Annotated in this window: 21 protein-coding genes and 1 pseudogene; 13 read left to right on the forward strand and 9 right to left on the reverse strand. The window is 60.5% G+C overall.

The window, feature by feature from the left end:
* Positions 1 to 146: 146 nt before the first annotated feature.
* The 8 genes from FEU76_RS12315 (at position 147) to uxuA (ending at position 9218) form a co-directional block, all read left to right on the forward strand.
* Entirely contained in the window at positions 147 to 884 is a 738-nt protein-coding gene (locus tag FEU76_RS12315) for a GntR family transcriptional regulator (RefSeq protein WP_039177722.1), read from the forward strand.
* A complete protein-coding gene (gene manD, locus FEU76_RS12320) occupies positions 881 to 2092 on the forward strand; it encodes a D-mannonate dehydratase ManD (RefSeq protein WP_039177719.1) in 1212 nt (403 codons plus the stop codon). Before FEU76_RS12315 ends, manD begins: the two co-directional genes overlap by 4 nt.
* 104 nt (positions 2093 to 2196) lie before the next feature.
* A complete protein-coding gene (locus FEU76_RS12325) occupies positions 2197 to 3138 on the forward strand; it encodes a C4-dicarboxylate TRAP transporter substrate-binding protein (RefSeq protein ID WP_235263882.1) in 942 nt (313 codons plus the stop codon).
* Positions 3139 to 3228: 90 nt separating this feature from the next.
* Positions 3229 to 3723 carry a TRAP transporter small permease gene (locus FEU76_RS12330; RefSeq protein WP_039177713.1) on the forward strand — a complete coding sequence of 165 codons (495 nt, stop codon included), beginning with the start codon at positions 3229 to 3231 and terminating at the stop codon, positions 3721 to 3723.
* Complete coding sequence (locus FEU76_RS12335; RefSeq protein WP_039177710.1) at positions 3720 to 5009, forward strand: TRAP transporter large permease; 1290 nt, start codon at positions 3720 to 3722, stop codon at positions 5007 to 5009. Before FEU76_RS12330 ends, FEU76_RS12335 begins: the two co-directional genes overlap by 4 nt.
* 62 nt (positions 5010 to 5071) lie before the next feature.
* The gene (gene uxaC / locus FEU76_RS12340; protein ID WP_144983383.1) at positions 5072 to 6481 is read left to right on the forward strand and encodes a glucuronate isomerase; all 1410 of its coding nucleotides are present in this window, start codon (positions 5072 to 5074) and stop codon (positions 6479 to 6481) included.
* A 65-nt stretch (positions 6482 to 6546) separates the two neighbouring features.
* Positions 6547 to 8022 carry a mannitol dehydrogenase family protein gene (locus FEU76_RS12345; RefSeq protein WP_144983386.1) on the forward strand — a complete coding sequence of 492 codons (1476 nt, stop codon included), beginning with the start codon at positions 6547 to 6549 and terminating at the stop codon, positions 8020 to 8022.
* 14 nt (positions 8023 to 8036) lie between these two features.
* The gene (uxuA, locus tag FEU76_RS12350; RefSeq protein WP_039177698.1) at positions 8037 to 9218 is read left to right on the forward strand and encodes a mannonate dehydratase; all 1182 of its coding nucleotides are present in this window, start codon (positions 8037 to 8039) and stop codon (positions 9216 to 9218) included.
* 90 nt (positions 9219 to 9308) lie between these two features.
* Here uxuA and FEU76_RS12355 read toward each other — a convergent pair whose 3' ends face one another.
* From FEU76_RS12355 to FEU76_RS12370, 4 genes are all read right to left on the reverse strand, one after another.
* Complete coding sequence (locus tag FEU76_RS12355; RefSeq protein WP_144983389.1) at positions 9309 to 10808, reverse strand: sodium:solute symporter family protein; 1500 nt, start codon at positions 10806 to 10808, stop codon at positions 9309 to 9311.
* A 146-nt stretch (positions 10809 to 10954) separates the two neighbouring features.
* Positions 10955 to 11347: a RidA family protein gene (locus FEU76_RS12360; RefSeq protein ID WP_039177691.1), complete on the reverse strand. Its 393-nt coding sequence runs from the start codon at positions 11345 to 11347 to the stop codon at positions 10955 to 10957.
* A complete protein-coding gene (locus FEU76_RS12365) occupies positions 11344 to 12864 on the reverse strand; it encodes an N-acyl-D-amino-acid deacylase family protein (protein ID WP_260851402.1) in 1521 nt (506 codons plus the stop codon). The genes FEU76_RS12360 and FEU76_RS12365 overlap by 4 nt, the downstream gene beginning before the upstream one ends.
* A complete protein-coding gene (locus FEU76_RS12370) occupies positions 12830 to 13693 on the reverse strand; it encodes a MurR/RpiR family transcriptional regulator (protein ID WP_039177687.1) in 864 nt (287 codons plus the stop codon). Before FEU76_RS12370 ends, FEU76_RS12365 begins: the two co-directional genes overlap by 35 nt.
* A gap of 119 nt (positions 13694 to 13812) precedes the next feature.
* Between FEU76_RS12370 and FEU76_RS12375 the strand changes: the two genes are divergently transcribed.
* Positions 13813 to 15024, forward strand: coding sequence for an amino acid deaminase (locus FEU76_RS12375; protein WP_144983395.1), 1212 nt, complete (start codon positions 13813 to 13815; stop codon positions 15022 to 15024).
* Positions 15025 to 15034: 10 nt separating this feature from the next.
* Here FEU76_RS12375 and FEU76_RS12380 read toward each other — a convergent pair whose 3' ends face one another.
* Genes FEU76_RS12380 through FEU76_RS12395 form a run of 4 tightly spaced genes read right to left on the reverse strand, consistent with a single transcriptional unit; the run spans position 15035 to position 18796 of the window.
* Positions 15035 to 15715 carry an HAD family hydrolase gene (locus FEU76_RS12380; RefSeq protein WP_144983398.1) on the reverse strand — a complete coding sequence of 227 codons (681 nt, stop codon included), beginning with the start codon at positions 15713 to 15715 and terminating at the stop codon, positions 15035 to 15037.
* Positions 15712 to 16686 (reverse strand): 2-hydroxyacid dehydrogenase, encoded by a 975-nt coding sequence (locus tag FEU76_RS12385; protein WP_144983401.1) that lies wholly within the window; start codon positions 16684 to 16686, stop codon positions 15712 to 15714. The genes FEU76_RS12380 and FEU76_RS12385 overlap by 4 nt, the downstream gene beginning before the upstream one ends.
* A gap of 33 nt (positions 16687 to 16719) precedes the next feature.
* A complete protein-coding gene (locus FEU76_RS12390; protein WP_144983404.1) occupies positions 16720 to 17688 on the reverse strand; it encodes a sugar kinase in 969 nt (322 codons plus the stop codon).
* Positions 17689 to 17695: 7 nt separating this feature from the next.
* On the reverse strand, positions 17696 to 18796 hold the full coding sequence (locus FEU76_RS12395; RefSeq protein ID WP_260851403.1) for a LacI family DNA-binding transcriptional regulator: 1101 nt from the start codon (positions 18794 to 18796) through the stop codon (positions 17696 to 17698).
* Positions 18797 to 18930: 134 nt separating this feature from the next.
* Here FEU76_RS12395 and FEU76_RS12400 point away from each other — a divergent pair, with 134 nt between their 5' ends.
* The 4 genes from FEU76_RS12400 to FEU76_RS12415 are packed head-to-tail and all read left to right on the forward strand — an operon-like array spanning position 18931 to position 23096.
* The gene (locus FEU76_RS12400) at positions 18931 to 20448 is read left to right on the forward strand and encodes an amidase (protein ID WP_144983407.1); all 1518 of its coding nucleotides are present in this window, start codon (positions 18931 to 18933) and stop codon (positions 20446 to 20448) included.
* A 49-nt stretch (positions 20449 to 20497) separates the two neighbouring features.
* Positions 20498 to 21316 (forward strand): methyltransferase domain-containing protein, encoded by an 819-nt coding sequence (locus tag FEU76_RS12405; protein WP_144983410.1) that lies wholly within the window; start codon positions 20498 to 20500, stop codon positions 21314 to 21316.
* On the forward strand, positions 21313 to 22302 hold the full coding sequence (locus FEU76_RS12410) for a class I SAM-dependent methyltransferase (protein ID WP_144983413.1): 990 nt from the start codon (positions 21313 to 21315) through the stop codon (positions 22300 to 22302). Before FEU76_RS12405 ends, FEU76_RS12410 begins: the two co-directional genes overlap by 4 nt.
* 50 nt (positions 22303 to 22352) lie before the next feature.
* Positions 22353 to 23096 carry an SIMPL domain-containing protein gene (locus FEU76_RS12415; protein ID WP_039177659.1) on the forward strand — a complete coding sequence of 248 codons (744 nt, stop codon included), beginning with the start codon at positions 22353 to 22355 and terminating at the stop codon, positions 23094 to 23096.
* 14 nt (positions 23097 to 23110) lie between these two features.
* Here FEU76_RS12415 and FEU76_RS12420 read toward each other — a convergent pair.
* Positions 23111 to 23458, reverse strand: a pseudogene (locus FEU76_RS12420) (GreA/GreB family elongation factor); the annotation flags it as partial.
* Positions 23459 to 23531 lie beyond the last annotated feature (73 nt).

The following is a 23531-nucleotide window of genomic DNA, read 5'->3' on the forward strand; positions in this document are numbered from 1 at the left end:
GCTGAGTTGTCATATCAACCGCGTCAGAGTCGTAATCGTTGCCACTAAAGTATAGCCATTAAAGGCTATCTCTTTTTTTGCCATACTACCATACTAGTCATATCAGTTAAGTGCCGAACCCGTTCGGCCGCATTTGGATACCTACTATGCATATGCCACTGCAAACGCTATGGGCAGAAACGCGAGACAGCGATCCAGTACGTGAGCGCCTGTATAAAGTGCTGCGTCAATCCATCATCCAAGGGTTGTTGGCGCCGGGGCAGGCGCTTTCCGAGAAAGAGATTGCCGATCACTTTTCTGTCAGTCGACAGCCTGTCCGTGAAGCTTTCATACGCCTTTCCGAGGCCGGACTGGTGGAGGTGCGGCCACAGCGGGGCACCTATGTGGTCAAGATCTCTCAACGGGCGGTACTCGAAGCGCGCTTCGTGCGTGAGGCCGTGGAGGTTGCCATCGTCAGGCAGGCCGCCAGCAAAGGCCTCAAGAGCGGCATCATGGCTGAACTGCATGATTTGCTGGACAGGCAGCGGCGCTGTATAGCGCCCCACGACTACGGTCGTTTCTATCGGTTGGATGAAGAGTTCCACCGCATGCTTTCGCTGGGGGTCGAGCAACATGCTGCGTGGAAAGTGATCGAGGACGTTCGTGCGCAGTTGGATCGCGTGCGCTACCTGAGCGTGCCGGACAGCACCCCGATTGCCCGGTTGATCGATCAGCACGCGGACATCGTGGCCGCCATCGAAGAGCGCGATTCGGCGCGAGCAGAACACGCCATGCGGCATCATTTGAGAGAAATCTTCATCTCGCTGCCGGATCTGGTCAAGCGCTTCCCCGATCTGTTCGATTCTCAGGAAACCGCATCCCTTATCGAGGAGGCCAGCCAGTGAAAATAGAGCATGCCTATACCATTGTGACGTCGCCGGGGCGCAATTTCGTCACGCTCAAGATCCTTACCGACCAGGGGGTGTATGGCATCGGGGACGCTACTCTCAATGGGCGAGAGATGGCGGTGGTCAGCTACCTGGAAGAGCACGTCATTCCTGCATTGATTGGCCGAGACCCGCAGCGTATCGAAGATATTTGGCAATACCTCTACCGAGGCGCGTATTGGCGCCGAGGCCCGGTCACGATGAGCGCCATCGCCGCCGTGGACATGGCGTTATGGGACATCAAGGCGAAGCTGGCGAATATGCCGTTGTACCAGCTTTTGGGAGGGAAAAGCCGCGACCGCGTCATGGTCTATGGGCATGCCACTGGACGAGACATCGAGGCGTGCCTGGAAGAAGTCGCTAGGCATGTGGATGAAGGCTACAAGGCCGTCCGTGTGCAGGCCGGGGTGCCTGGGATCGCCAGTATCTATGGCGTCGCCAAGCGAGACGGTGAGCCCTACGAGCCTGCCGATGCGGACCTGCCGGCGGAACACGTCTGGAGTACCCACAAATACCTGAATCACGTGCCCAAGCTGTTTGCGGCGGTACGTGAACGGTTCGGTGACGACCTGCATGTCTTGCATGACGTTCATCACCGCCTGACGCCTATCGAGGCGGCTCGGCTAGGCAAAGAGGTCGAACCCTACCATCTGTTCTGGTTGGAAGACTGCGTCCCGGCAGAAAACCAGGAGGCGTTTGGGTTGATTCGTCAGCATACCACCACGCCTCTGGCCGTGGGCGAGGTGTTCAATAGCCTGTTTGATGCCAAGGCATTGATCGAAAATCAGTGGATCGACTATATCCGCGCCACGTTGACCCACGCGGGTGGCATTACCCATGTCAGGAGACTGGCAGACCTGGCGGCTATTTATCACGTACGCACCGGGTTCCATGGGCCGACCGACCTGTCACCGGTGTGCCTGGGGGCAGCCATCCATTTCGACACCTGGGTGCCCAATTTCGGTATTCAGGAGTACATGCCCCACACCGACCAAACCAATGCCGTCTTTCCTCACGATTACCGTTTTGAAGAGGGGCATTTCATCGTAGGCGAAGCGCCGGGGCACGGGGTGGATATCGACGAAACCTTAGCCAGGCAATACCCCTACAAACGGGCCAGCTTGCCGGTCAATCGGCTCGAAGACGGAACGCTTTGGCATTGGTAACGGCAGCGTGGGCTGAAAGACGACGGTGCTTTTAGCCTTGGCTTATGGGAAGCATCAATAACAAAACAACCTCACTGGAGGCAAAGATGAAAACCAGAACAATAATGTCTGCACTTGTATTGGCCATGATGAGCAGTACGGCTCAAGCGGCTTATCAACTGAATATTTCTATCGCCTTGAGCCCTCAGGACCCGATAGCACAAGCGTTGGAGAGTGCTCGGCAAACCATCGAGGAGCGCTCCGAAGGCGAACTGAGAGTTCAGATTTTTCCCAACAGCCAGCTAGGTTCGGACGAGGATGTGGTAGAGCAGATTCGCAGCGGAGCGAACATTGCCATTCTGATCGATGCCGGACGGCTTTCCGAGTATCAGCGGGAGCTGGGCATCCTCAGCGCTCCCTATCTGGTGGAAGACCACCGCGACTATCAACAGATTACCCAATCGCCCCTGTATCTGGAGTGGATCGAGGGCTTGGCAGACACCAGCGGTTTGCGGCTGCTCAACTACAACTGGTATCAGGGCGCACGTCAGATGCTGACACAAAACGAGGTTCATGCGCCTGATGACTTGCGTGGTGTCAGAGTGCGCACGATCAACTCGCCCGTGTGGATCAACACCATCGGTGCCATGGGCGCTACGCCAACTCCGCTACCTTGGTCAGAGGTCTATTCAGCGTTGCAGCTTGGCTCTATCGATGGCGCCGAGGCGCAGCTGACCGGTGCCGAAGGGCAAAATCTGCATGAGGTGATCACCCACGTGGCGTTGACCGGCCACATTCAGCTGATGACCGGTATTGTGACGTCCGAGCAGTGGTATCAATCCTTGCCTGAAGCGTTACGCACCATTCTGGACGAAGAACTGCAGGTAGCGGGGGACGAGGCCAGCGAGGCCACCGTAGAGGCCGAAGCCGCCGTGCGTGAGCGGATGGAGGCAGCGGGCATCGTGTTTACCGAGGTCGACTTGGAGGTGTTCCGTGAGCGCGTGGGCACCGTCTACGAAACATTGGGCTACGAACAGTATCGTCGCCAGTTGCTCGGCCAGGAGTGAGCGTTAGCCCCTGCCATGAGGCAGGCGGGGGCTGCGTTTGGATCGCTGATACCTGATAGTCCAACTGCCCCATGGGGAGAGGATGTGTGTATGTGGCATTGGTACGAAAAAGCCGAAGAGTGGCTGGCCATCATGCTGCTCGGTGGCACCTCTTTGATCATGCTCATGAGCTCCACGGCCAGGGCGATAGGCCAGCCGTTTGCGGGAGGCGCGGAGCTTGCCCAGTTTCTATTCATCTGGACGGCCGTGTTGGGGGCCGATATCACTCTGCGTCGTGGCGGCCAGGTGCGTATCGATGCGTTCGTCATCCGTATGCCGTTGAAGTATCAATATCTGGTGACAGGACTGTGCGTGAGCCTGATGGCGCTGTTTCTGGTGCTGCTGATTTGGTACGGATTTCCGCTGGCGATATCCAACTGGCAGCGCCCCATGGGCGTGGCAGGGCTGAGTTATGGGTACATCACGTTGGCCTTGCCGGTCGGCGCTGCGTTGATGTTGATCTCGCTGGTCAGGCGCGTCGTTTCCCATGGCGTGGTGGGCTGCTTGATCGCAGACGATGACGACGTGGTAGAGGAGGCATTATGACAGCGGCGTTGTTATTGGGGCTGGGTTTGTTATTGATGGCCATCGGCATGCCCGTCGCTTTTGCGATTGGCATTGCGGGGTTTAGCTACTTTCTACTGCCGGATACGTTTTTACCTACCAGTATTGCCGTGCAGCGCATCGTTTCTTCAACGCAATCGTTTCCGCTGCTTGCCGTTCCCCTCTTTATCTTCATTGGTCATTTGATGAATGCCAGTGGCATTACGCCACGACTGCTGCATCTCTCCTCGCTATTGGCGGGTTGGATGAGTGGCGGTTTGGCGCAGACCAGCATCGTGCTGAGCACGCTGATGGGAGGGGTATCCGGGTCGGCCGTGGCCGATGCTGCCATGCAGTCCCGTGTGTTGGGTAAAAGCATGGTGAACGGTGGTTACTCCCCAGGGTTCACGGGGGCGGTGTTGTCCATCGGCGGGCTGATTACGGCAACGATTCCGCCCAGTATCGGGCTGATTCTGTACGGCTACCTGGGAGAGGTTTCCATTGGCCGTTTGTTCATTGCCGGGCTGGTGCCGGGGTTCCTGTTGATGGTGGCGCTGATGGTGGCCACTTATGTGATGTCCAAGCGTCGGGGGTATCACGCCGTGAGGCAGCAGTTACCTACCGGGCGTGAGGTTTGGCAGGCGCTGCGCAGCAGTATTTGGGCGGTGCTCTTTCCCGTGTGGCTATTGGTGGGCATTCGTTACGGGCTTTTCACGCCTTCCGAAGCCGGTGCCTTTGCCGTTGCGTATGCCTTGCTGGTGGGGTGTGTCATTCATAAAGAGATGGGCATCAAGGAAATAGTCAATGCCATGAAAGCCAGCGTCAGAGATATCGGGATGATCATGCTGATCATCATGTTCTCCGGGATTATTGGCTATGTCGTCTCTTTCGAAAGGGTGCCGCAGACGATTGCAGAGCTGATGCTGGGGGTGTTCTCCAGCCAGATCGCCTTATTGCTTACCTTGGCCGTCTTGCTGGTCGTGTTGGGCATGCTGTTGGAAGCCACCGTTGTCGTCATGCTGCTGACCCCCATTCTCGTGCCCGTGATAAAAGCGGCGGGTGTCGATCCTGTGCATTTCGGTTTGTTGATGATGACACTGGTGACGTTTGGCGGCATGACGCCACCGGTGGGTATTTCCATGTATACCGTGTGCGGCATTTTGCGCTGCTCTTTCTACGACTATAGCCGTGAGTTGCTGCCTTTTGCGCTGGCAGTGCTCGTGGTGGTCTTGGGGATCATCTTTTTCCCAAGTGTCGTTCTGTTCTTGCCCAACTTGTTGCTGGGGTAACCGCGATGCGCGCCAGTAGGGGCTCAAGAAGAGTACGACTGCCTTATTTGTGGAGATGACCGATGAACCTGTTTTTAAATGATGACTTTCTGCTCAATTCGGACATGGCACGCCGCCTGTATCACGGCCATGCCAGTGAGCAGCCCATTTTCGATTACCACTGCCACTTGCCAACCCGTGACATTGCGGAGGATTACCGTTTCGAGAACATGACGGATATCTGGCTGCGGGGGGACCACTATAAATGGAGGGCGATGCGCTGGAATGGGATCGATGAGCGTTTTTGTACTGGCGATGCCAGCGACCTGGAGAAATTTCGGGCCTGGGCCAGCACCGTTCCCTATACCTTGGGTAATCCGCTCTATCACTGGACGCATCTCGAATTACGTCGCCCGTTCGGGATCACCGATACGCTGCTCTCGGAAAAAACGGCGGACGCTATCTGGGCGCGTGGTAATGACCTGCTGAAACGACCTGAGTTCTCGGCCCGTGGCATACTTCGCCAGATGAACGTACGCATGGTGGGCACTACCGACGATCCGGCGGATGATCTGAAATACCATGCGCAGATTGCCAAGGCTGCGGATTTCAACGTCAAGGTGCTGCCCAGCTTTCGACCCGACAGGGCGTTCAAGCTTCAGGCCGATGACTATGTTCAGTACCTGCAGCGCCTGGGCGAAGCCGCTGATGTGGAGATTGTCGATGTCGCCTCGCTATGCCGCGCGCTGTCTCGGCGAATGGACTCGTTTGCCGACCTGGGTTGCCGGATTTCGGATCATGGGTTGGACCGCGTCGTATTTGCCGAAGCGGGTGATAGCGAGTTGGAGGGCATCTTCTCCCGACGTCTGTCGGGGCGTTTGCCGAATGAAGAGGAGCACGCGCAGTTTACCACGGCGCTGTTGCTGTTCCTGGGGCGAGAATACCATCGCCGTGACTGGGCGCAGCAGTACCACATCGGTGCATTGCGCAATAACAGCACGCGGGGTGTGCGGCAGTTAGGGCCGGACATGGGGTTTGACTCCATGGATGACCGGCCGGTTGCGGCTCCTCTTTCGCGGCTGCTCGATGCCCTGGATCGTGATGACCGCTTGCCCCGCACGGTGCTCTACTGCGTGAACCCGACGTTCAACGAAGTGCTGGCGACGGCCGCAGGTAATTTTCAGCGTGGCGGTGTGCCAGGGAAAGTGCAGTTTGGCTCTGGCTGGTGGTTCAACGACCAGTTGGATGGCATGGAGCGCCAGATGACCCAGTTAGCGCAGTTGGGGCTGCTGAGCCGCTTCATTGGCATGCTGACCGACTCCCGCAGCTTCCTTTCCTATACCCGCCATGAATACTTCCGTCGCCTGCTATGTCGCATGCTCGGCCAGTGGGTCGTGGATGGGCAATTACCCGATGATGAAGTCCTGCTGGGCGACATGGTGCGCCGTATCAGCTTCGATAATGCCCGCGATTATTTCGGTATCGACGTATGACCACCAGGAAGCGTTCCGCTTGAGTCATCCCTTCGGGCGGTTTGTCATCACAGGAGTGTCCTTCCATGACTCATCCACATTGCATTGCCAGTGCTGGCGCGTCAGGCCATATCGGCATCGTTCACCTTGGCCTGGGGGCCTTCCACCGTGCTCATCAGGCCGTGTATCTGGAGCGCTACCGCCAGCGTAGTGGCGACACCCGTTGGGGCGTCTGCAGTGCCAACCTGCGTTCCAGTGTCGGGCTGGTGGATGGCTTGCACGCTGCCGGGTATCGCTACCATGTGGCGGAGTATTCTAGTCGCGAGACGTTGACGCTGCGCGACATCGGCGTGCTGGAAGAGGCGCTGTTCACCGGATGCGATGCGGCAGGGCAGTGGGGGCGTGACCGGGAGGTGTTGTTGGCAAGAATGGCCGCTGCCGAGACACGGATCGTCACTTTGACGGTGACCGAGAAAGGCTATTTTTTGCATCCTGCCAGTGGGAAGCTGCGTACCGAAGACCCCATGGTCGCCAGTGACATGGCAACCCCGGAACGACCCCGAACCGCCCCAGGGCTGTTGCTCGAAGCTTTGGCCCGCCGGTACAAGGCAGGGGTCGCTCCCTTCACGGTGCTCTCTTGCGACAACATGCCCGATAACGGCAAGCGCACGCGCCAGGCGGTGCTGCAGCTCGCCCAGTTGCGCGATGCCTCGTTGGCCCAATGGGTTGCCAGTGAGGTGGCATTTCCCTGCAGCATGGTGGATCGCATCGTCCCCGCCATGACCGAACAGGATTTCGAGCGCCTCTCGGTGTTGGGTGTGAACGATCCTAATGCCGTGGTGTGTGAAGCGTTCAGCCAATGGGTCGTGGAAGATCACTTTCCCATGGGTCGCCCTGAATGGGAGGCCGAAGGCGTCGATATGGTTGCCGATGTGGCCCCCTTCGAAACCATGAAGTTACGCATGCTCAACGGTAGCCACTCCTTGCTGGCGTATCTGGGTGCGGTGGCAGGCATCGAAACCGTCTTCGATGGCGTGAACCATACGGGCCTACGCACGCTGCTTCGCCGCTACCTGCTGGAGGAGGCCGCGCCAACCCTTGACATGCCCGACGGGATCGATTTAGACGCCTATGCCGATTCCCTGCTGGCACGCTTTGCCAATGACAGCTTGCGGCATCGCCTGCAGCAAATCGCCATGGATGGCAGTCAGAAACTGCCGCAGCGCTGGCTGTCGGGTACGCTGGCACGGCGTCGCCACGGAGGTGAGACGCCCTGCGTGGCACTGGGTATGGCTGCCTGGATTCGTTATACCGCAGGCCACGATCTGCATGGGCAGTCGTACCCGGTCGATGACCCGCTGGCCCAGCGTTTTGCGTCGCTGCATCAGGTTCATGAGGGTGATTGTGCTGGCCTCGTCACGGCATTTCTGAATATGCAGGACATCGTGCCCGGTGCACTGGCGGCGGATTCGGCGTTCGTGGCGTGCGTCTCAGCCGCCTATCGAGCGCTGACTCAAGATGGGCTGGATGGTGCGCTGTCGGCCATGCTGGCAGACCGCTAACAAGGAGATCGAGAATGGAGCATACGTGGCGCTGGTTTGGGCCGCAGGATGCGGTGTCACTGCGGGAAATTCGTCAAGCGGGGGCGACGGGGGTCGTCACGGCGCTGCACGACCTACCCAACGGGCAGGTCTGGCCGGTCTCGGCCATACGTGAGCGCAAGCAGTTGATCGAGTCGGCCGGATTGTCCTGGTCGGTGGTCGAGAGCGTTCCGGTGCATGAGTCGATCAAAAAGGGCCTGCCAGAGCGGGATGCCTTGATTGCCAGTTACTGCCAGACCCTTCGTAATCTGTCGGACTGCGGTATCGACACCGTCTGCTACAACTTCATGCCGGTTCTGGACTGGACGCGCACCGACCTGGCCTACGAGTTGCCGGATGGCGCCTTGGCGCTGCGCTTCGATCAAGTCGCGTTTGCCGCGTTCGATCTTTACCTGCTGCAGCGCCCAGGTGCCGAACAGGAGTATGGTGACGACGAGAAAGCCCAGGCAGCCCGCTATCTGGAAGCGCTGGATACGGCGGCTCGTGAGCGGTTGATCAATACCTTGATCGCGGGCCTGCCTGGCGCGGAAGAGCACTACACGTTGGCGCAGTTTCGCTCGGTATTGGCAGGTTATGCGGAGATCGATGCCGCCCAGCTGCGCAAGCACCTGGGGTACTTCCTGAAAGCGGTGATTCCCGTGGCGGAGTCGCTCGGCATTCGCATGGCCATTCACCCGGATGATCCTCCGCGGCCGTTACTGGGCCTGCCCCGAGTGGTTTCCTGTGCCGACGACATCGAATGGATCCTCGATATCATTCCCAGTCAGGCCAATGGCATCACCTTCTGTACGGGCTCTTTAGGTGTCAGCAAACGAAATGATCTGGTGGCCATGGCGCGGCGGTTTGCGAGACATATCCATTTTGCCCACCTGCGAGCGACGCAATCGGAAGCGGGTGACGAGCGCTCCTTTCACGAAGCGTCTCACCTCAGCGGAAGTGTCGATATGGTGGGCGTGATTCATGCCTTGATAGAGGAAGAGCGGCGCAGGGAGAGGGAGGGCGGGGCGCGTTTACCGCTAAGGCCCGACCACGGCCACCATATTCTGGACGATCAGCAGCGCAAGACGGCGCCGGGTTATCCCTTGTACGGGCGCATGCGTGGCTTGGCCGAATTGCGCGGAGTGGAGCTGGCCGTGAGGCAGTTGACGGGTCGCTAGCTGTCATCGGGGCATTACGCATAAGCCCTACGGCGGGGGAAGTTCAGCAAGTGCCGTAGGGCTTTTTTAGGTATGGCTGCTAGCAAACCCTCAACGGGAAGCTGAAGCCACTTCAGCGCCGGTCAGTGTCGGCTCGGGTATTTGCTCCATGCGCTTGCGTTCCTGGTCGAGAATCCGGAGTGCTTCGGCGGATGAAACCCGGGACGCCGGTGTCAGCAGAGTGACCACGGTGCCGACGGCCAGTGCCGCCAGTACGGCGGGAATGCTGGGGTTCCCCCAGAAGGCGGTCCACTGGCCGTTGGCAATGATGGCCATGGAGGTGAGAGAGGCGCTGACCAGCGTCGCTATGGCCCCCTGCCAGTTGTAGCGCGGCCAGAAGCGCCCCAGCATGGCACATACAAACAGGCCGGACAGAATGGTCGAAATCATCCGCGTGATATACGTGATGACATTGTCGGAGGTGAGGGCAAATAGAAGTGCCAAGCCAATGGTGGCTACCAAGGCAATGCGCGAAAAGCGCACCACGTTGCGTGCCGACGGTGTGCGTCCTGTCGTCAGTACGTAGAGATCACGAATCAGGGTTGAAACGCCGGCGATGGCATCCGAGCTTGCGCTCGACATGGTGGCCGATAGCCCCGCCACCAGCAACAGCAAGCCTAGCCCCAGGGGCATGATTTCTGTTGCCAGAAAGGGAAAGGCGTAGTTGCTGTTTTCCAGCCCAGGGTTCAGCGCGTGGGTGGCCATCCCGATAATGGCGGGGATGATGGAGAACCCCAGATAGAGGACGCCTGTAATCAGAAACGAGCGGCGTACCGAGCCAACCGACTCGCCGGAGTAGATACGCTGTCGAAAAGAGGGCGTTGCCAGCACACCAATGGCAATGACCGCCGCCAGCGACAGCGCTGGAAGCCCGCCAATCTGGCCGATGCCCAAAAAGCTGGCGGCACCTGCGTCCATGCTTGCGGTCAGTCCTGAAAAGCCCCCCACTTCCATGAGTGCCAGAACGGCCATCACGATAAACCCGGTGAACAGCACGACGGCCTGGATGGTGTCGGTCCAGATGACCGCAAAGTACCCACCGACCACGCAGTAAATACCGAAGCCTAACGCAACCAGGATGCGGGCGGTGGTGAGGTCGATACCTGCCATCCAGGAGAGATAAAGCCCGCCACCCAGAATGTGCGCGCCCAGCCAGCCGATACAAGCAATGTAGATAAGCAGCGCCACGATATTACGCACGAGGCGGTTGGCGCCCACGTAATAAGCCAGCTCCTCACTCATGGTCATGAAGCGCAGCTTGCGTACCGAGGCAAAGCAGACGGCAAGTAGCAGTACCCCGACAGCACCGCCAATGCCGTACAGCGCGCCAGCCCAGCCATTGGCATAGCCAAAGCCGACTGCGCCCATGCTGGAGCCGGTACCGACCATGGTGGCCACGGTGGTGCCGACGGTGAGGAAGAGGGGAACGCTACGGCCACCCAGCAGGAAGTCATCACCACTGCCGCGTTTATGGCGTGATACCCACCATCCGAACGCGATCATGGCGATGATGTAGAGAACGAAGGTGACAAGGAATATTTGGCTGTTCATGGTAACCTCTTATCGTTGTTTATCCGGCCGTTGCCGCGGCCGAACATAGGCAATGCAGGAAATTGCCGCGGGCTTTTTTATGCTAATCACGCGGTAATTCGGCACCGCGCCCTTGCCGGGGCGCGGTGCCATCTAGTCTTCCGGGGTCATACGCGATCCGCTCTGAAACACTTCACGTCGACTTCTACCTTGCAGTCCACCACCAGGTCCTGAACGCTGCAGATACGCGCTGGCGGGTTGTCGCCAAACACTTCCTTGAAGACCTTGTTGAACGAGCTGAAATAGCGCGCGTCGGTCAGCACGGTAGTGACATGCACCACGTCTTCGACGCCGTATCCTGCTTCTTTCATGATGCTCAGGCAGTTGTCGAAGGCGAGACGGGTCTGTTCGATGATGCCGCCTTCGACCACTTCGCCATCGGTCATGGGCGTCTGACCAGACACGTATAGCCAGCCGCCTGCTTCGACCGCGCGGGCGAAGGGCAACTTTTGGCCGCCCGTGCCGACGCCGCCTTCGGTGCCGTATCGAGTAATGCTCATGGGGTTTGCTCCTGTTGGGTGGTTAACGGTGTGGAGGGAGAAATACGCTCGGTTCGTCGCAGCATCCGCCCTTCGCGCTGCCGACTGGCGTTGCCCTGGCGATAGGCGATCCTGCCATTGACCACCACCAGCTCGATGCCTTTGGCAGCGGCAATGGGGTGGTCGTAACTTGCCGTATCTTCAAGGGTGTTCAAGTCAAAAAGGGTCAGATCGGCGTAGGCGCCAACGCGCACTACACCTCGGTCCGTCAAGCCAAAGTTGGCTGCGGACAGGCTCGTCATTTTGCGTACGGCTTCTGCCAGCGACATCAAGTTCAGGTCGCGGCTGTAATGGGCCAGCACCCGCGGAAAGGCTCCCCATAGCCGGGGGTGCGGGTGGGGGTCATTGGGGAGTCCATCGGACCCTACCATGGAGAGCGGGTGCGCCAGCACCTGCTGCATGTCCGCCTCGTTCATGTTGTGGTACACCGCACCGGCAGGCTGAAGCCGTCTTGCGGCGTCCATGAGTGATACGCTCCACTCGGCGGCAATGTCTCTCAATGGCCGACGTGCCTGGTCTGGATGCGGCTGGGACCAGGTAATGGTGATGTCGATCTCATCGGTCACCTGGCCCAGGTCGAGGGTGGAGGAGCCTGCGGTATATGGGTAGCAATCGCAGTGGGCATGCTGATGCCGGGCAGCGGTTTCTAGTTTGCCCAGGGCTTTCGCAGCGCCCCCCCAGTTGCCTGCGCCTGCGCATTTCAGATGCGAAATGACCAGCGGAACCTTGCCTTCCCGCGCCGTATCGAAGGCTTCGTCCATTGCTTCCAGCAGGCCGGCAAATTCATCGCGTAGATGCGTGGTATAAACGCCGCCCGCTTCGCCTACCGCAGCTACCAGAGGCAGCATCTCGGCGGTAGGTGCATGAATGGCATTTCGGTAAGCAAGCCCGGAACTCAGCCCAAGTGCTCCTTCATCGAGTGCTTGTTGCAAGCGGGACGTCATCTGGGCGACTTCAGCCGAGCTGGCAGGGCGGTCGAAGCTGTCCATCACTTGGCTGCGTAGGCTGGTGTGACCTACCAGCGCGGCGACATTGATGCTGGGTCGTGCATCGTCGACGGCCTGGGCATACGCAGCGAACGTGGGATAGCGGAAGTCCCCGGTCTGCCCAAGCAGGTTCATCGGGTCGGGTACCTCTCCCGATAGCACGACGGGGCTCGCGCTGATGCCGCAATTGCCGACGACGACGGTCGTCACTCCCTGGGAGAGCTTGGGCAGCATCTCCGGCGTACGGATCACGTTGGTATCGTCGTGGGTATGCACATCGATGAACCCCGGCGCCAGATAGCACCCATGGGCGTCGATGAGCGCGTGGGCCTTGGCCTCAGGCATCTTGCCGATGGCGCAGATACGATCGCCTTGAATGGCGATATCGGCACGGAAGGGCGGTGCGCCAGAGCCATCCAGGATGTCGGCGTCACGAATCAACAGGTCGTACACCATTTTAATCTCCCAATGGCTGACGGTTGTCGCCGCCACGGTGGTCATCCAGGCTTAGCTTCAGGCGGCGCAGTTTGCTGCGTGAGCGTTCGCGATGACGCATGGCCAGCTCTAATGCCAGCACGTCGATGACGGCGAGCATGGCGTAACGTGAGGCTGAGGGGTGATAGATGAAATCGGTCTCCCGAGAGGTAACCGGCAGCACGATGTCAGAGATCTCGGCGAGCGGAGAATTCATGGCCGTGATGGCAATCACCGTGGCACCGTACTGGCGGGCAATTTGCGCCGACTCCACCATTTCGGGGGTATAGCCGGTCGCAGACAGCACTACCACGACGTCGTCTGGTTCAAGGGTGGCAGCCACCATGCGCGGCAACAGGGCCTGTGGGTAGGCGCAAATCGCATAGCCTAGACGTACCAGGCGAAACTGCAGCTCTTGCGACAGAATGCTGGACCCACCTCCGGCACCAAACACCAGTATCTGGCGGGCTGCATCCAGACGCTCCACGGCCCCTGTGACATCTGCCTGGGCAAGCAGGTCTCGGTTGAGGGCCAGGGTCTGGGTGGCGATGTCATAGACGACGCTGGAGCCGTCTTCTGGCGTCGCTTCCTGAATGAAGCGACGACCTGCGGCGAGAGCCCGAGTCAGGCGGGTTTTTAAATCCCGCACGTTCGAGCAACCGATTGCCCGTGCAAAACGGGTGACGCTGGCATCACTGACCCCTGCGCGCTGTGCAATATCGCTGATACTGGCTTCTGTAACGAATTCGATATCCGCAAAGATCAGCTCAGCGACTTTTTTTTCAGCGTCACGCAATGTGGCGAAGTCAGTCGTCATACGCGACAAAATATCTATTTCCTGGCTCACCTTGGGCTCCTGATGGTTGCCTTGTTTGAAAAGTATGTTAGTTTCTAACTTAAAGTCAATATGTGTGAAAATTTCTAACATTGACGATGAATGACACCTCTTCAGCAGGAGATGAAGCGATGAGCACGATGGCATTAGCAGTCGATAAAGGCGGTATCGAACTGAGTCCTAATCTTTTATCAGGTGTCAGCTTGCCCGCTGCCGTCGTTCATGAAAGTCCACTGACTCATAACCTGGCATGGATGCAGCGCTTTGCCGAAGCCCATGGGGCGTACCTGGCTCCCCATGGCAAGACCACCATGACACCGGCTCTTTTCCATCGGCAGATAGCCGCGGGTGCCTGGGGTATCACGCTGGCAACGGCTCCTCAGTGCCGAGCGGCCTTTGCGCATGGCATCAAGCGTCTGCTGATGGCAAACCAACTGGTGGGGCAGGCCAACATGGCGATCGTGGCAACGTTGCTGGAGGAGGGGGCCGAGTTTTTCTGTGTGGTCGACCACCCTGAAAACGTGCGCCAACTGGGGCAGTTCTTTGCATCGCGCGGCCTGACACTCTCGGTGCTGATCGAGGTGGGAGTGGAAGGTGGTCGCTGTGGTTGCCGTCACCAAGCGCAAATTATTGCGTTGGCCAACGCCATTGCCGATGAACCGGCCCTTGCGCTGGTGGGGTTGGAAGGGTACGAAGGCGTCGTGCACGGGGATGACCCTGAGAGCGGTATTCGCCGCTATGCCGAGTATCTGGTGCAGGTCGCTGTGGAACTGGAGCGCGCGGGTCTCTTTTCGGTCGCCAATCCTATCGTGACGGCCTCGGGGTCTGCCTGGTACGACCTCATTGCAGAGGCGTTCCACTCCGCCCCACTGCAGCAAGGTCGGTTTACCCCGGTTTTGCGCCCTGGATGCTATGTCGTGCACGATCATGGCTTGTACCACGAGGCGCAGGCAGCGGTCATGGCGCGACGTCCCGATTTAAAGCAAGGGCTTGAGCCAGCGTTGGAGGTGTTCGCTCAAGTGCAGTCTCTACCTGAGCCGGGACTGGCCATCATTGCCCTTGGAAAACGCGATATTGGTCATGACCAACTACCGCTGGCCTTGCGCCGTTACCGAGAATCGGGGACACAAGGCCAACAGCTTTCCGTAGCGGGCTGGGAAGTCACCAAGATCATGGATCAGCACACCTTCGTGCGCTTGCCTGAAGAGGCCCAGGATGTTGCGGTGGGGGATATCGTTTCCTTTGGCGCCTCTCATCCGTGCCTGACGTTCGACAAGTGGCGCCAGCTTCTGCTCGTGGATGAGCAATTGACGGTCCGTGAAACGATGAACACCTGTTTCTGACTCGCTCACTTCAAGCGAGCTGATGCAGTACCTCCGGCAGCTCGCTGGCATGATGAATGCCGATCGCGCCTGCGGGGGTGGCCTCTTCTTCCGGGAAGTGGTTCAGGTGGATGACGTGCATGCCTGCCGCCAGGCCGGCCTGCACGCCTACGGCGGCATCGTCGATGACCACGCACTGTTGTGGGGCATAGCCCATGGCGGCAGCGGCCTTCAAGTATAGCTGCGGATCGGGTTTCCAGACGTTCAGGGTATAGGCGCTGAACAGGTTGCCCGAAAAATGGTGCGTCAGCTGCGTGCACTCCAAGGCGCAGCGGATTTTGCGCTCGGGGCCGTTGGATACCACCGCCTTGGGGTGGTGGGCCAGTTGGGCCAACGCATCCGGCATGCCTTCTATGGCCAGTAGCTCGGCCTGCATGCGTGCTTCCATACGCGCGCGCATGGCGGCTTCGAGCTGTATCAATCGGGTTTCTTCCAGCGCTTGAAAGCGCTCCTCCAGGGTATGCACGATGGTGTGAAAACGTACTCCGCGAAACTCCGCCATGTATTGCCTGGCCGTAAAGGGCAGCCCGTACTCTGGAAGAACGTCGCCCATCACGTCAGCGAGCAGCGTCTCGCTGTCGACCAGCGTGCCGTCACAATCGAACAACAAGCAGTAGGCGGCATGTTCCGCCGATTGGCCAGTCGTGTTCATTTCCAGACTTCCTCGTTGACCAGGCTGATAGGGCGCTGGCCTTGCAGGGCCATGCGGATATTGTCCACCGCGCGTTGCGCCATGGCGTCTCGGGTTTCATGGGTGGCTGAGCCTATATGCGGCAGCGCGACCACGTTGGTCATCTGCAGCAAGGGAGAGTCATGGGCCAAAGGCTCTTGCGCAAACACGTCCAGCCCGGCTGCCTTGATCACGCCCTGTTGCAGCGCTTCGATCAGGGCGGGTTCGTCGACCACCTTGCCGCGGGCAATGTTGACCAGAATGGCCGAGGGCTTCATGCGGGCAAGTTCGGCAGCACCGATGAGGTGTTCCGTGTCGGCGGTCAAGGGGACCGTCAGACACACGAAATCGGACTCGGCCAGCAGTGCGTTCAGCTCACGCCGCTGGGCGCCCAGCGCCTGTTCGAGGTCTGGCTTGGGGGACGCATTGGAGTAGAGGATGCGCATTCCAAAGCCCAGAGCGCCGCGCTTGGCCACTGCCTGGCCGATGCGACCAAACCCCACCATGCCTAAGGTTTTGCCGTGCACGTCGCTGCCGAACAGCGCTGGGCCAAGGCTCTGTTGCCACTGGTTCGCCTTGACCCAATTGGCCAGTTCCACCACTCGGCGTGCGGTGGCCATGATGAGCGCAAAGCCGGTATCTGCCGTCGTTTCTGTGAGCACATCCGGGGTGTTGCATACCAGGATGCCGCGCTGGGTCAGTTCATCGACGGGCAGATGGTCATAGCCGACGGAAATGGTGGCGATGACTTTGAGGGCAGGGGAGGCTTCCAGCAGCTCATCGGTGATGAGCAGGCTGGAGCCGATGATCCCTTGTGCCTCCCGCAGCGCTTCGCGCACGTTGGGCTGAGTCAGATCCAATGGGCTTTCCAGCTCGATGAGCTGGAAGTGCTCGTCCAGTTCGGCCAGTTGGGCAGGGCTGAGACGCCCTGAAACGATGATACGCGGTTTCATGTGCTCTCCAGTGATCATGATGGGGTGGGGGTGTCAGAGCTGCTCCAGCTGCATGAGCTGCTGGCGGGTCGGCAGGCCCTCCATGTCGCCAACCACTTGCACCGCTTGAGCACCGATCAGGTTGCCGCGCTGAAGTGCCTGTAAGGGGGGCAGCCCATCCAGCAGCGCACTGATCACACCGACGGCAAAGCCGTCACCGGCGCCGACCGTATCGACCACGTTGGCAACCGGCTGGCCGGGCACGCTAAAGCTTTCCAGCTGGCCGCCCAGCACTCCTCGATAATAACTGCCTTCTGGGCCCAGCTTGATGACGACCGCCTTGACGCCTCGTTCCAGGTAGAAGTCGGCGATGGCCTCGGGCGACGTTTGCCCGGTGAGCAGGCGGCCCTCGGACAAGCCCGGCAGCACCCAGTCGGCCAGGGCGGCCAAGGCGTTGAGGGTATCGCGCATCAGGGCATCACTGGTCCAAAGCGTTGGGCGAAGGTTGGGGTCGAAAGAGACGCTGGCGCCCGCCGCGCGCGCTTGCTGCATCATATGGCGGCTCAACTGCGCGGCGCTTTCGGAAAGCGCAGGCGTGATGCCGGTGGCATGCAGGTGGGTGAGGGCGGCCATATCGACGCTTTTGGCGTCTTCGATGCACAGATGGCTGGCAGCACTGCCTCGCCTGAAGTAAGTGACCTTGGGGTCTGCCCCGCGCTTGGCACGCTCCTTGAACAGCAAGCCGGTGGGGTGGCTGGGGTTGGTATGAATATGGCGGCTGTCTACCCCTTCTGCTTCCAGTGCTTGGCGAATGAACTGCCCGAAGCTGTCGCTACCTACGCGGCTCATCCAGGCCACGTCAAAGCCCAGCCGGGCCAGGCCGATGGCGACATTGTTGTCCGCCCCCGCCAAGCGCCGCTGAAAATGCTCCACGGTGGCCAGTTCGCCGGGAGTCTCTGCCACGAACATGGCCATGGCTTCGCCAAAGGTAAGAACGCTGGGGGAGGGTTTGGGGTGTGTCATCGGGGCCTCACGTGTTGTCTTGGGTTGTCGTGTTGGTTTGCAGGCCCTGGCGGTGAGTGCTGCCTCGGGCAATGAGAGTGGGCGCATGGCGGTACTGCACCGGTTGCTCTATCGCCTGGGAGCCAGTCAACCGTGTGATCTGGTTCAGCAGGCTGGTCACGGCGGCTTGGCCAATGGCGTTGGTGGGCTGGGCCAGCGTGGTGATGCCCGGAGGCACCAGGGCGCACCACTCCAGCTCGTCTATACCGATCAGGCCGACGGGCCCCAGAGAAATGGCCTGGTGCTGGAAATGGCGAACCATGGCCAGGGTGGCGTTGCCGTTGGCGCATAGTACGGCGCAAGGGGCCTGGCGATGGCGTTGAACGAAGCCGCGCAGCCGTGAGGCTGCCTGTGGGTCGTCGAGGGATGTCAGGGTTTCGCCCTGTATGCCCAGTGACGTCACGCGTTGTCGAAAGCGCTGCAGCCGCTCCTGGCGAGCGCTGGCCAACTGGGGAGGCTCGCTGACATACAGTACCGCGCGATACCCCCGCTGCATGAGGTGTTCCAGCGCCAGGTCGATAGCCAGTGCGTTATCGAGGCCGATGGTCTCGGCGTCCAGGTTGGCGACGTCGCGGTCGATGAGGGCCAGGGGGATGCCGTTGTGCGCCCAGGCTTTCAATGCGCGCTCTGGCTGCCCGGCCGCATTGACGATCAATCCCTCCACTCGGTAGGACGATAGCGAGGCCAGATGCCGCGTTTCCAGCTCGGGGTCGTTATCGGTATTGCACACGATCAGCGAGTAACCCTGTGCCCGTGCCGCTTGCTCTACTCCATGAACGATGGCCACGGAAAACGGGTTGCGTATGTCGGCGACCAGCATGCCCAGCAGTCTGGATCCGCTGCCTTTCAAGCCCCGTGCCATTTGGTTGGGGGAGTAGCCAAGGCTCTTGGCCGCTTGATCGATACGCGCCTGCAAGGCGGCAGACAGCCTGTCTCGCTCTGGGCCGAAGAAACGTGAAACGCTGGTTTTGGACGTACCTGCCAGCCGAGCGACTTCGATGAGCGTTGCGCGTGAGGAGAGCATGAGCACGACGACCTGATGCAAATGAGTGAATGGGAACGTTCCCATGATAAGGTTTCACCTTAATACCTTTATATCGCCAAGACAATATGCCCATATGGTCAAGGCACATGTGGGCAATGCCTGTGTGGCCAATGCCCGAGCAGCCTTTGCTACGCTGAAAGAAAACCGGGAGGGTGGCGATGCACGTGCACGAGTATCAACAGTACGACGCAACGGGGCTGGCAGCGCTGATTCGTGGCGGGCAGGTGAGCCGGGAAGAGGTGCTGGAAGCCGCGCTGGTGGCCATCGAGCAGGCTAACCCGGCGCTGCAGGCCGTGGTGCGCATGCGGGTCGAGCAGGCGCGTCGTGAAAGCCAGCAGGTAGAAAGTTCGGCCTGTTTTGCCGGTGTGCCCACCTTGAGCAAGGATTTGTTGATGGCCCTCAAAGGGGAGCCCTTGGCGTTCGGCAGTGCTGCGCTACGCGACTGGCGGCCTGCCGAGGACTCGCTGTTCATCCAGCGCTCGCGCAGGGCGGGGCTGGTGGTGGTGGGCCAAACGGCCACGCCGGAGCTTGGCTTGATGGGCATCACGGAGCCCAAGGCATTTGCCCACCCTGAAAACCCGTGGTGCGCAGGCTATTCGCCCGGTGGTTCCAGCGGTGGGGCGGCGGCCGCGGTGGCCGGGGGTATGGTGCCCTTGGCGTTGGCAGGCGATGGCGGCGGTTCCATTCGTATCCCTGCCAGCTATTGCGGGCTATTCGGGTTCAAGCCTTCCAGGGGCCGCGTGCCACTGGCGCCAGCCCATGGTGAGGTGTGGCAGGGAGCGGTCGTGGAGCATGCGATCACGCGGAGCGTGCGTGACAGTGCGGCCCTGCTGGAAGAGGTCAACGGCATGGCGCCTTCGGGCCCTTACCCGGTGCTTGCGGAACGCGGCTATGTGGAGGCGCTGTCGAAACCCTGCCCACCCTTGCGGGTGGCGATCTCTCTGGGGGAGCCTTTTGGGCGCAGTTTGGGTACACGGTTGAATCCAGAGGTGAAAATGGCCATCGAGAAAACCGCCCAGCGGCTGGAGGAGATGGGGCACACGGTAGCGTGGTGCGACCCGCCGGTCGACGGTGAGGCGCTTGCCGACAGTTACCTGACGCTCTATCTGGGCCACCTGGCGGCAGACCTGCGCTGGATCAGTCAGCAAACCGGCGTGCCGCTCGGCCGCCTGCCTCTGGAGCCTTCTACCCGAGCCATTGGCCGCCTGGGCGCCAAACTCTCTGCCTGGGAGTACGAGACGGCCAAGCGCTACTGGCACGTGGCCGCCGAGCAGATGAGCCAGTTTCATCAGCGTAATGATGTGCTGGTGCTGCCCGTGGCCGCAGACACCGCGCCTCGGTTAGGGGAGCTGTACCCGTCGGCCCTGCGCGAACGGCTGATGGCGCTGCTGGCGGTGCCGGGCCTGCCCGCGCTGGCCCTGAAGGCGGGGCTGTTGAAGCGACTGGCCGTCGATGCCCTGAGCCGTACGCCCTTTACCCAGTTGGCCAACCTGACCGGCCAGCCTGCCATGTCGCTGCCGATGCACGTGGCGCAAAGCGGCTTGCCCGTGGGGGTGCAAGTGGTTGGGCGGCTGGGGGAAGACCGCCAGTTGCTGCAGTTGGCCGCCGCCCTGGAGCAGCAGGAAAACTGGCAGGCGAGGCTGCCTCGGCAAGCGTTTGCAGCTCAGGCAGGGTAAACTACGCCCCCGTCAATCGACGACCGTGATTCTATCTAGAGCTTGCTGCATGCACCCATCCTACGAACTGACCGAGGCGGGCGACCGTTATTTCGATGGTCTGGCGGAGAAATTTTCCCGCTCGCTGTATCAGGCCCCGCGTGGAGAGCTGCGCTTGGCCATGCTGGATTACCTGCTGCCTCAGATGCTGAACCTGAACGCCCAGCCGGTACTGGATGTAGGCGGCGGCCTGGGACAGCTATCGGCATGGCTGGCCGAGCGGGGGCATGCGGTGACCATGGCAGAGCCTTCCCAGGATATGTTGGTACACGCCCAGGCATGGCATGGCCAGCGGGTCAGTGAAGGTGCTTTCAATGCCGACGCGCTGCACTACGTTGCGGCACCGCTGCAAGCGTTGCCCGTTCAAGCCCCCGGGCCCTGGCCGCTGATCACTTGTCATGCGGTGCTGGAGTGGCTGGGCGACCCGGCCCAGGCGCTGGCTACCCTGGCCAGCCTGCTGGCCCCCGGTGGCCAGCTGAGCCTGATGGTGTTCAACCGCGATGCGCTGCGCTTCTCCAACGTGGTGAAGGGCAACTTGAACAAGGCGCTGGGCGACCAGTTGGCAGGCAAGGGGCGTCGCCAGCGCTTGACCCCCATTTCACCCATGACCCACGCGCAAGTTCTGGGCTGGGCCGACACCTGCGGCCTGGAGATGGTCGACGTGGCGGGCATTCGTATCTTTCAGGACTACCTGCGCCAGGCCCCTGTCAGCGCTGACGACCAGGCCACGCTCATGGCGCTGGAACGCCAGTACTGCCGGCAGGAGCCCCATTGGCGGCTGGGCCGCTATCTACTTTACACCTTCACCAAACCCGAGGCCGATGCATGAGCGCTCAACTGCCCGCCAGCCAACTTCTCGAACGTTACCATGGCCCAGCGGCTCAACTGCTGCCCATCGCCCCGCCTGCCGACGGCTGGCTGGTGGAACGCTCTACCGCCATGATCAGTGGCGATGTGGCGCTGCGCCAGCAGTGGCAGGACGCTGGAAAGCTGGCCAGTAGCCCGCTGGCGCCCATGAATGCAGAGCCCGCTGGCCGCGTGGTGCTGTTCTGGCCCAAGGCGCATGCCTTGGGCACGTGGTGGCTGCGCTGGCTGTGCCAGTGGCTCCCCGAGAACACGCCTTTCGAGATCGTGGGGGAGCACCAGGGCGGGATCAAGCGTGTGCCGAAGCTGCTGGCAGCGCTGGGTATGGGGTGTGACAAGCTGGACAACGCACGCCGCTGTTCACTGTTTGCCAGCCGCACTGTGGCGCTGCCTGAGCAGCCAGATGAGTGGCAGCGCTTCGAAGCGCTGGGCATGACGCTGGTGAGCCACCCTGGTGTGTTTGGCCATGGCAAGGTCGACGAAGGAACCTTGCTACTACTTGAAACCCTGGAAGCGCACTTGCCCAAGCGCCCGCTGAGCGTGCTGGACATGGGCTGTGGTGACGGCATCATCAGCGCCTGGCTGGCCAGCCGTGGCCATACGGTGACAGCGGTGGACGTCAACGCCTTTGCTGTCGAGGCGTGTCGCCAGACCCTGGCGGTCAACCAGCTGATGGGCAGTGTGTGCGAAAGCGATGTCTACCGTGCGCTGGGCGATACGCGCTTCGACCTGATCGTCAGCAATCCACCGTTTCACCAGGAGCGCGAGATCAGCTTTGGGCCGAGTGCGCGGCTCATCGACGAAGCGCGTCAGCACCTGACCCCCAAAGGCCAACTGGTGCTGGTGGCCAACGCCTTCCTGCCTTATCCCGAGCGGCTGGAGCGTGCCTTTGGAAGCTTCGAGACGCTGGCCGACAATCGGCGTTTCCGGGTGTATCGCGGGCAGCTATGATGAACCTGTAGCAGTCTCACTCGTGTGGATCGATAGCGGAGGTGACCAGGATGGCAGGCAGCGAACGCAGTACGTCAAACGTGGCGAGTGTCTCGATCATTGGGGGTGCTTTCGTGCTGGGCGGTTTGCTGGCGCTTGGGCTGGTGTGGGGAGGCAGCTATTTGAAAGGCGCCGCCGAGGTCTGGCAGCAGTCGTCACGCAGCGTGACGGTGCGCGGTCTAGCGGAGCGGGAGGTGACTGCCGACCGTGTACTGTGGCCGCTCAACTATAGCGTCAGTGCCAATACCCTGGCCGAGCTGGAGCAGCAGCTTTCCCGTCATGAGCAGTTGATTCGGCGCTTTCTGAGCGAGCGTGGTTTCGATATGGCAGAGGTAAGCGTGACGCCGCCACGTATCACTGACCAGTTCAGCTTTGCCTATGGTAGTGACCGCCCGGACGAGCGTTATCGTGCCGAAGCGACACTGCTGCTGCGCACCAATGACGTGGAGGGGGTCCGAGAGGCGGTGCCCCAGGCAACGGCGTTGGTTCGTCAGGGCGTGCTACTGTCGCCCACCTATGAGTACCGCACCGAGTTTCTGTTTACGGCGCTGGACGCCATCAAGCCCGAGATGATTGCCGAAGCCACCGCCGATGCGCGCAATGCAGCACAACAGTTTGCCGAAGATTCCGGCAGTGCCGTGGGGGGCATACGCCAAGCCACGCAGGGCTATTTTTCCATCGACGACCTGGATAGCTACACGCCGCACATCAAACGCATCCGCGTGGTCACCACCGTGGATTATGCCTTGGAATGACAGCCGTGGCTGGCTCAGGCGCTGGGTGAGGCACCGGCATAGCGAATGTCGGTAATGGTGTAGAACGCCTCGCCGTTGGGCGTGATCACCGTGATCTCGTCGTCCACTTCCTTGCCCAGCAGCGCCTTGGCCATGGGGGCATCGACACTGATCCAGTGCTTCCGGGTGTCGATTTCGTCATGGCCCACCAGGCGGATATGCAGGGCTTCCCCCGCGTCGTCTTCCAGGCTCACGAACGCGCCGAAAAACACCTTGTCGGTGTTGGCGGGCAGCCTGTCCACTACCTGTAGTTCGTCCAGCCGCTGGGTCAGATAGCGGATGCGGGCGATGACCCGGTTCAACTCTTTCTTGTTGTAGGTGTAAAAGAACCCCTCTTTGTGCATACTATTTAGGTGGTGCTTTTTGTTGACAGCCAAGGTTTTTTAGTTTATGAGT

It is taken from the genome of Halomonas sp. C22, assembly GCF_007655045.1.
In the GTDB taxonomy this organism is placed as follows: Bacteria; Pseudomonadota; Gammaproteobacteria; order Pseudomonadales; family Halomonadaceae; genus Vreelandella; species Vreelandella hamiltonii.

Bases quoted from the DNA above. Each gene is read 5' to 3' on its own strand.
- FEU76_RS12355 (WP_144983389.1), bottom strand. From the start codon at position 10,808: ATGAACAGCCAAATATTCCTTGTCACCTTCGTTCTCTACATCATCGCC.
- uxuA (WP_039177698.1), top strand. From the start codon at position 8,037: ATGGAGCATACGTGGCGCTGGTTTGGGCCGCAGGATGCGGTGTCACTG.
- FEU76_RS12380 (WP_144983398.1), bottom strand. From the start codon at position 15,715: ATGAACACGACTGGCCAATCGGCGGAACATGCCGCCTACTGCTTGTTG.
- FEU76_RS12395 (WP_260851403.1), bottom strand. From the start codon at position 18,796: ATGGGAACGTTCCCATTCACTCATTTGCATCAGGTCGTCGTGCTCATG.
- FEU76_RS12405 (WP_144983410.1), top strand. From the start codon at position 20,498: ATGCACCCATCCTACGAACTGACCGAGGCGGGCGACCGTTATTTCGAT.
- FEU76_RS12330 (WP_039177713.1), top strand. From the start codon at position 3,229: ATGTGGCATTGGTACGAAAAAGCCGAAGAGTGGCTGGCCATCATGCTG.
- FEU76_RS12415 (WP_039177659.1), top strand. From the start codon at position 22,353: ATGGCAGGCAGCGAACGCAGTACGTCAAACGTGGCGAGTGTCTCGATC.
- FEU76_RS12410 (WP_144983413.1), top strand. From the start codon at position 21,313: ATGAGCGCTCAACTGCCCGCCAGCCAACTTCTCGAACGTTACCATGGC.
- FEU76_RS12360 (WP_039177691.1), bottom strand. From the start codon at position 11,347: ATGAGCATTACTCGATACGGCACCGAAGGCGGCGTCGGCACGGGCGGC.
- FEU76_RS12375 (WP_144983395.1), top strand. From the start codon at position 13,813: ATGAGCACGATGGCATTAGCAGTCGATAAAGGCGGTATCGAACTGAGT.
- FEU76_RS12345 (WP_144983386.1), top strand. From the start codon at position 6,547: ATGACTCATCCACATTGCATTGCCAGTGCTGGCGCGTCAGGCCATATC.
- FEU76_RS12400 (WP_144983407.1), top strand. From the start codon at position 18,931: ATGCACGTGCACGAGTATCAACAGTACGACGCAACGGGGCTGGCAGCG.
- FEU76_RS12325 (WP_235263882.1), top strand. From the start codon at position 2,197: ATGTCTGCACTTGTATTGGCCATGATGAGCAGTACGGCTCAAGCGGCT.
- FEU76_RS12390 (WP_144983404.1), bottom strand. From the start codon at position 17,688: ATGACACACCCCAAACCCTCCCCCAGCGTTCTTACCTTTGGCGAAGCC.
- uxaC (WP_144983383.1), top strand. From the start codon at position 5,072: ATGAACCTGTTTTTAAATGATGACTTTCTGCTCAATTCGGACATGGCA.
- FEU76_RS12385 (WP_144983401.1), bottom strand. From the start codon at position 16,686: ATGAAACCGCGTATCATCGTTTCAGGGCGTCTCAGCCCTGCCCAACTG.
- FEU76_RS12315 (WP_039177722.1), top strand. From the start codon at position 147: ATGCATATGCCACTGCAAACGCTATGGGCAGAAACGCGAGACAGCGAT.
- FEU76_RS12335 (WP_039177710.1), top strand. From the start codon at position 3,720: ATGACAGCGGCGTTGTTATTGGGGCTGGGTTTGTTATTGATGGCCATC.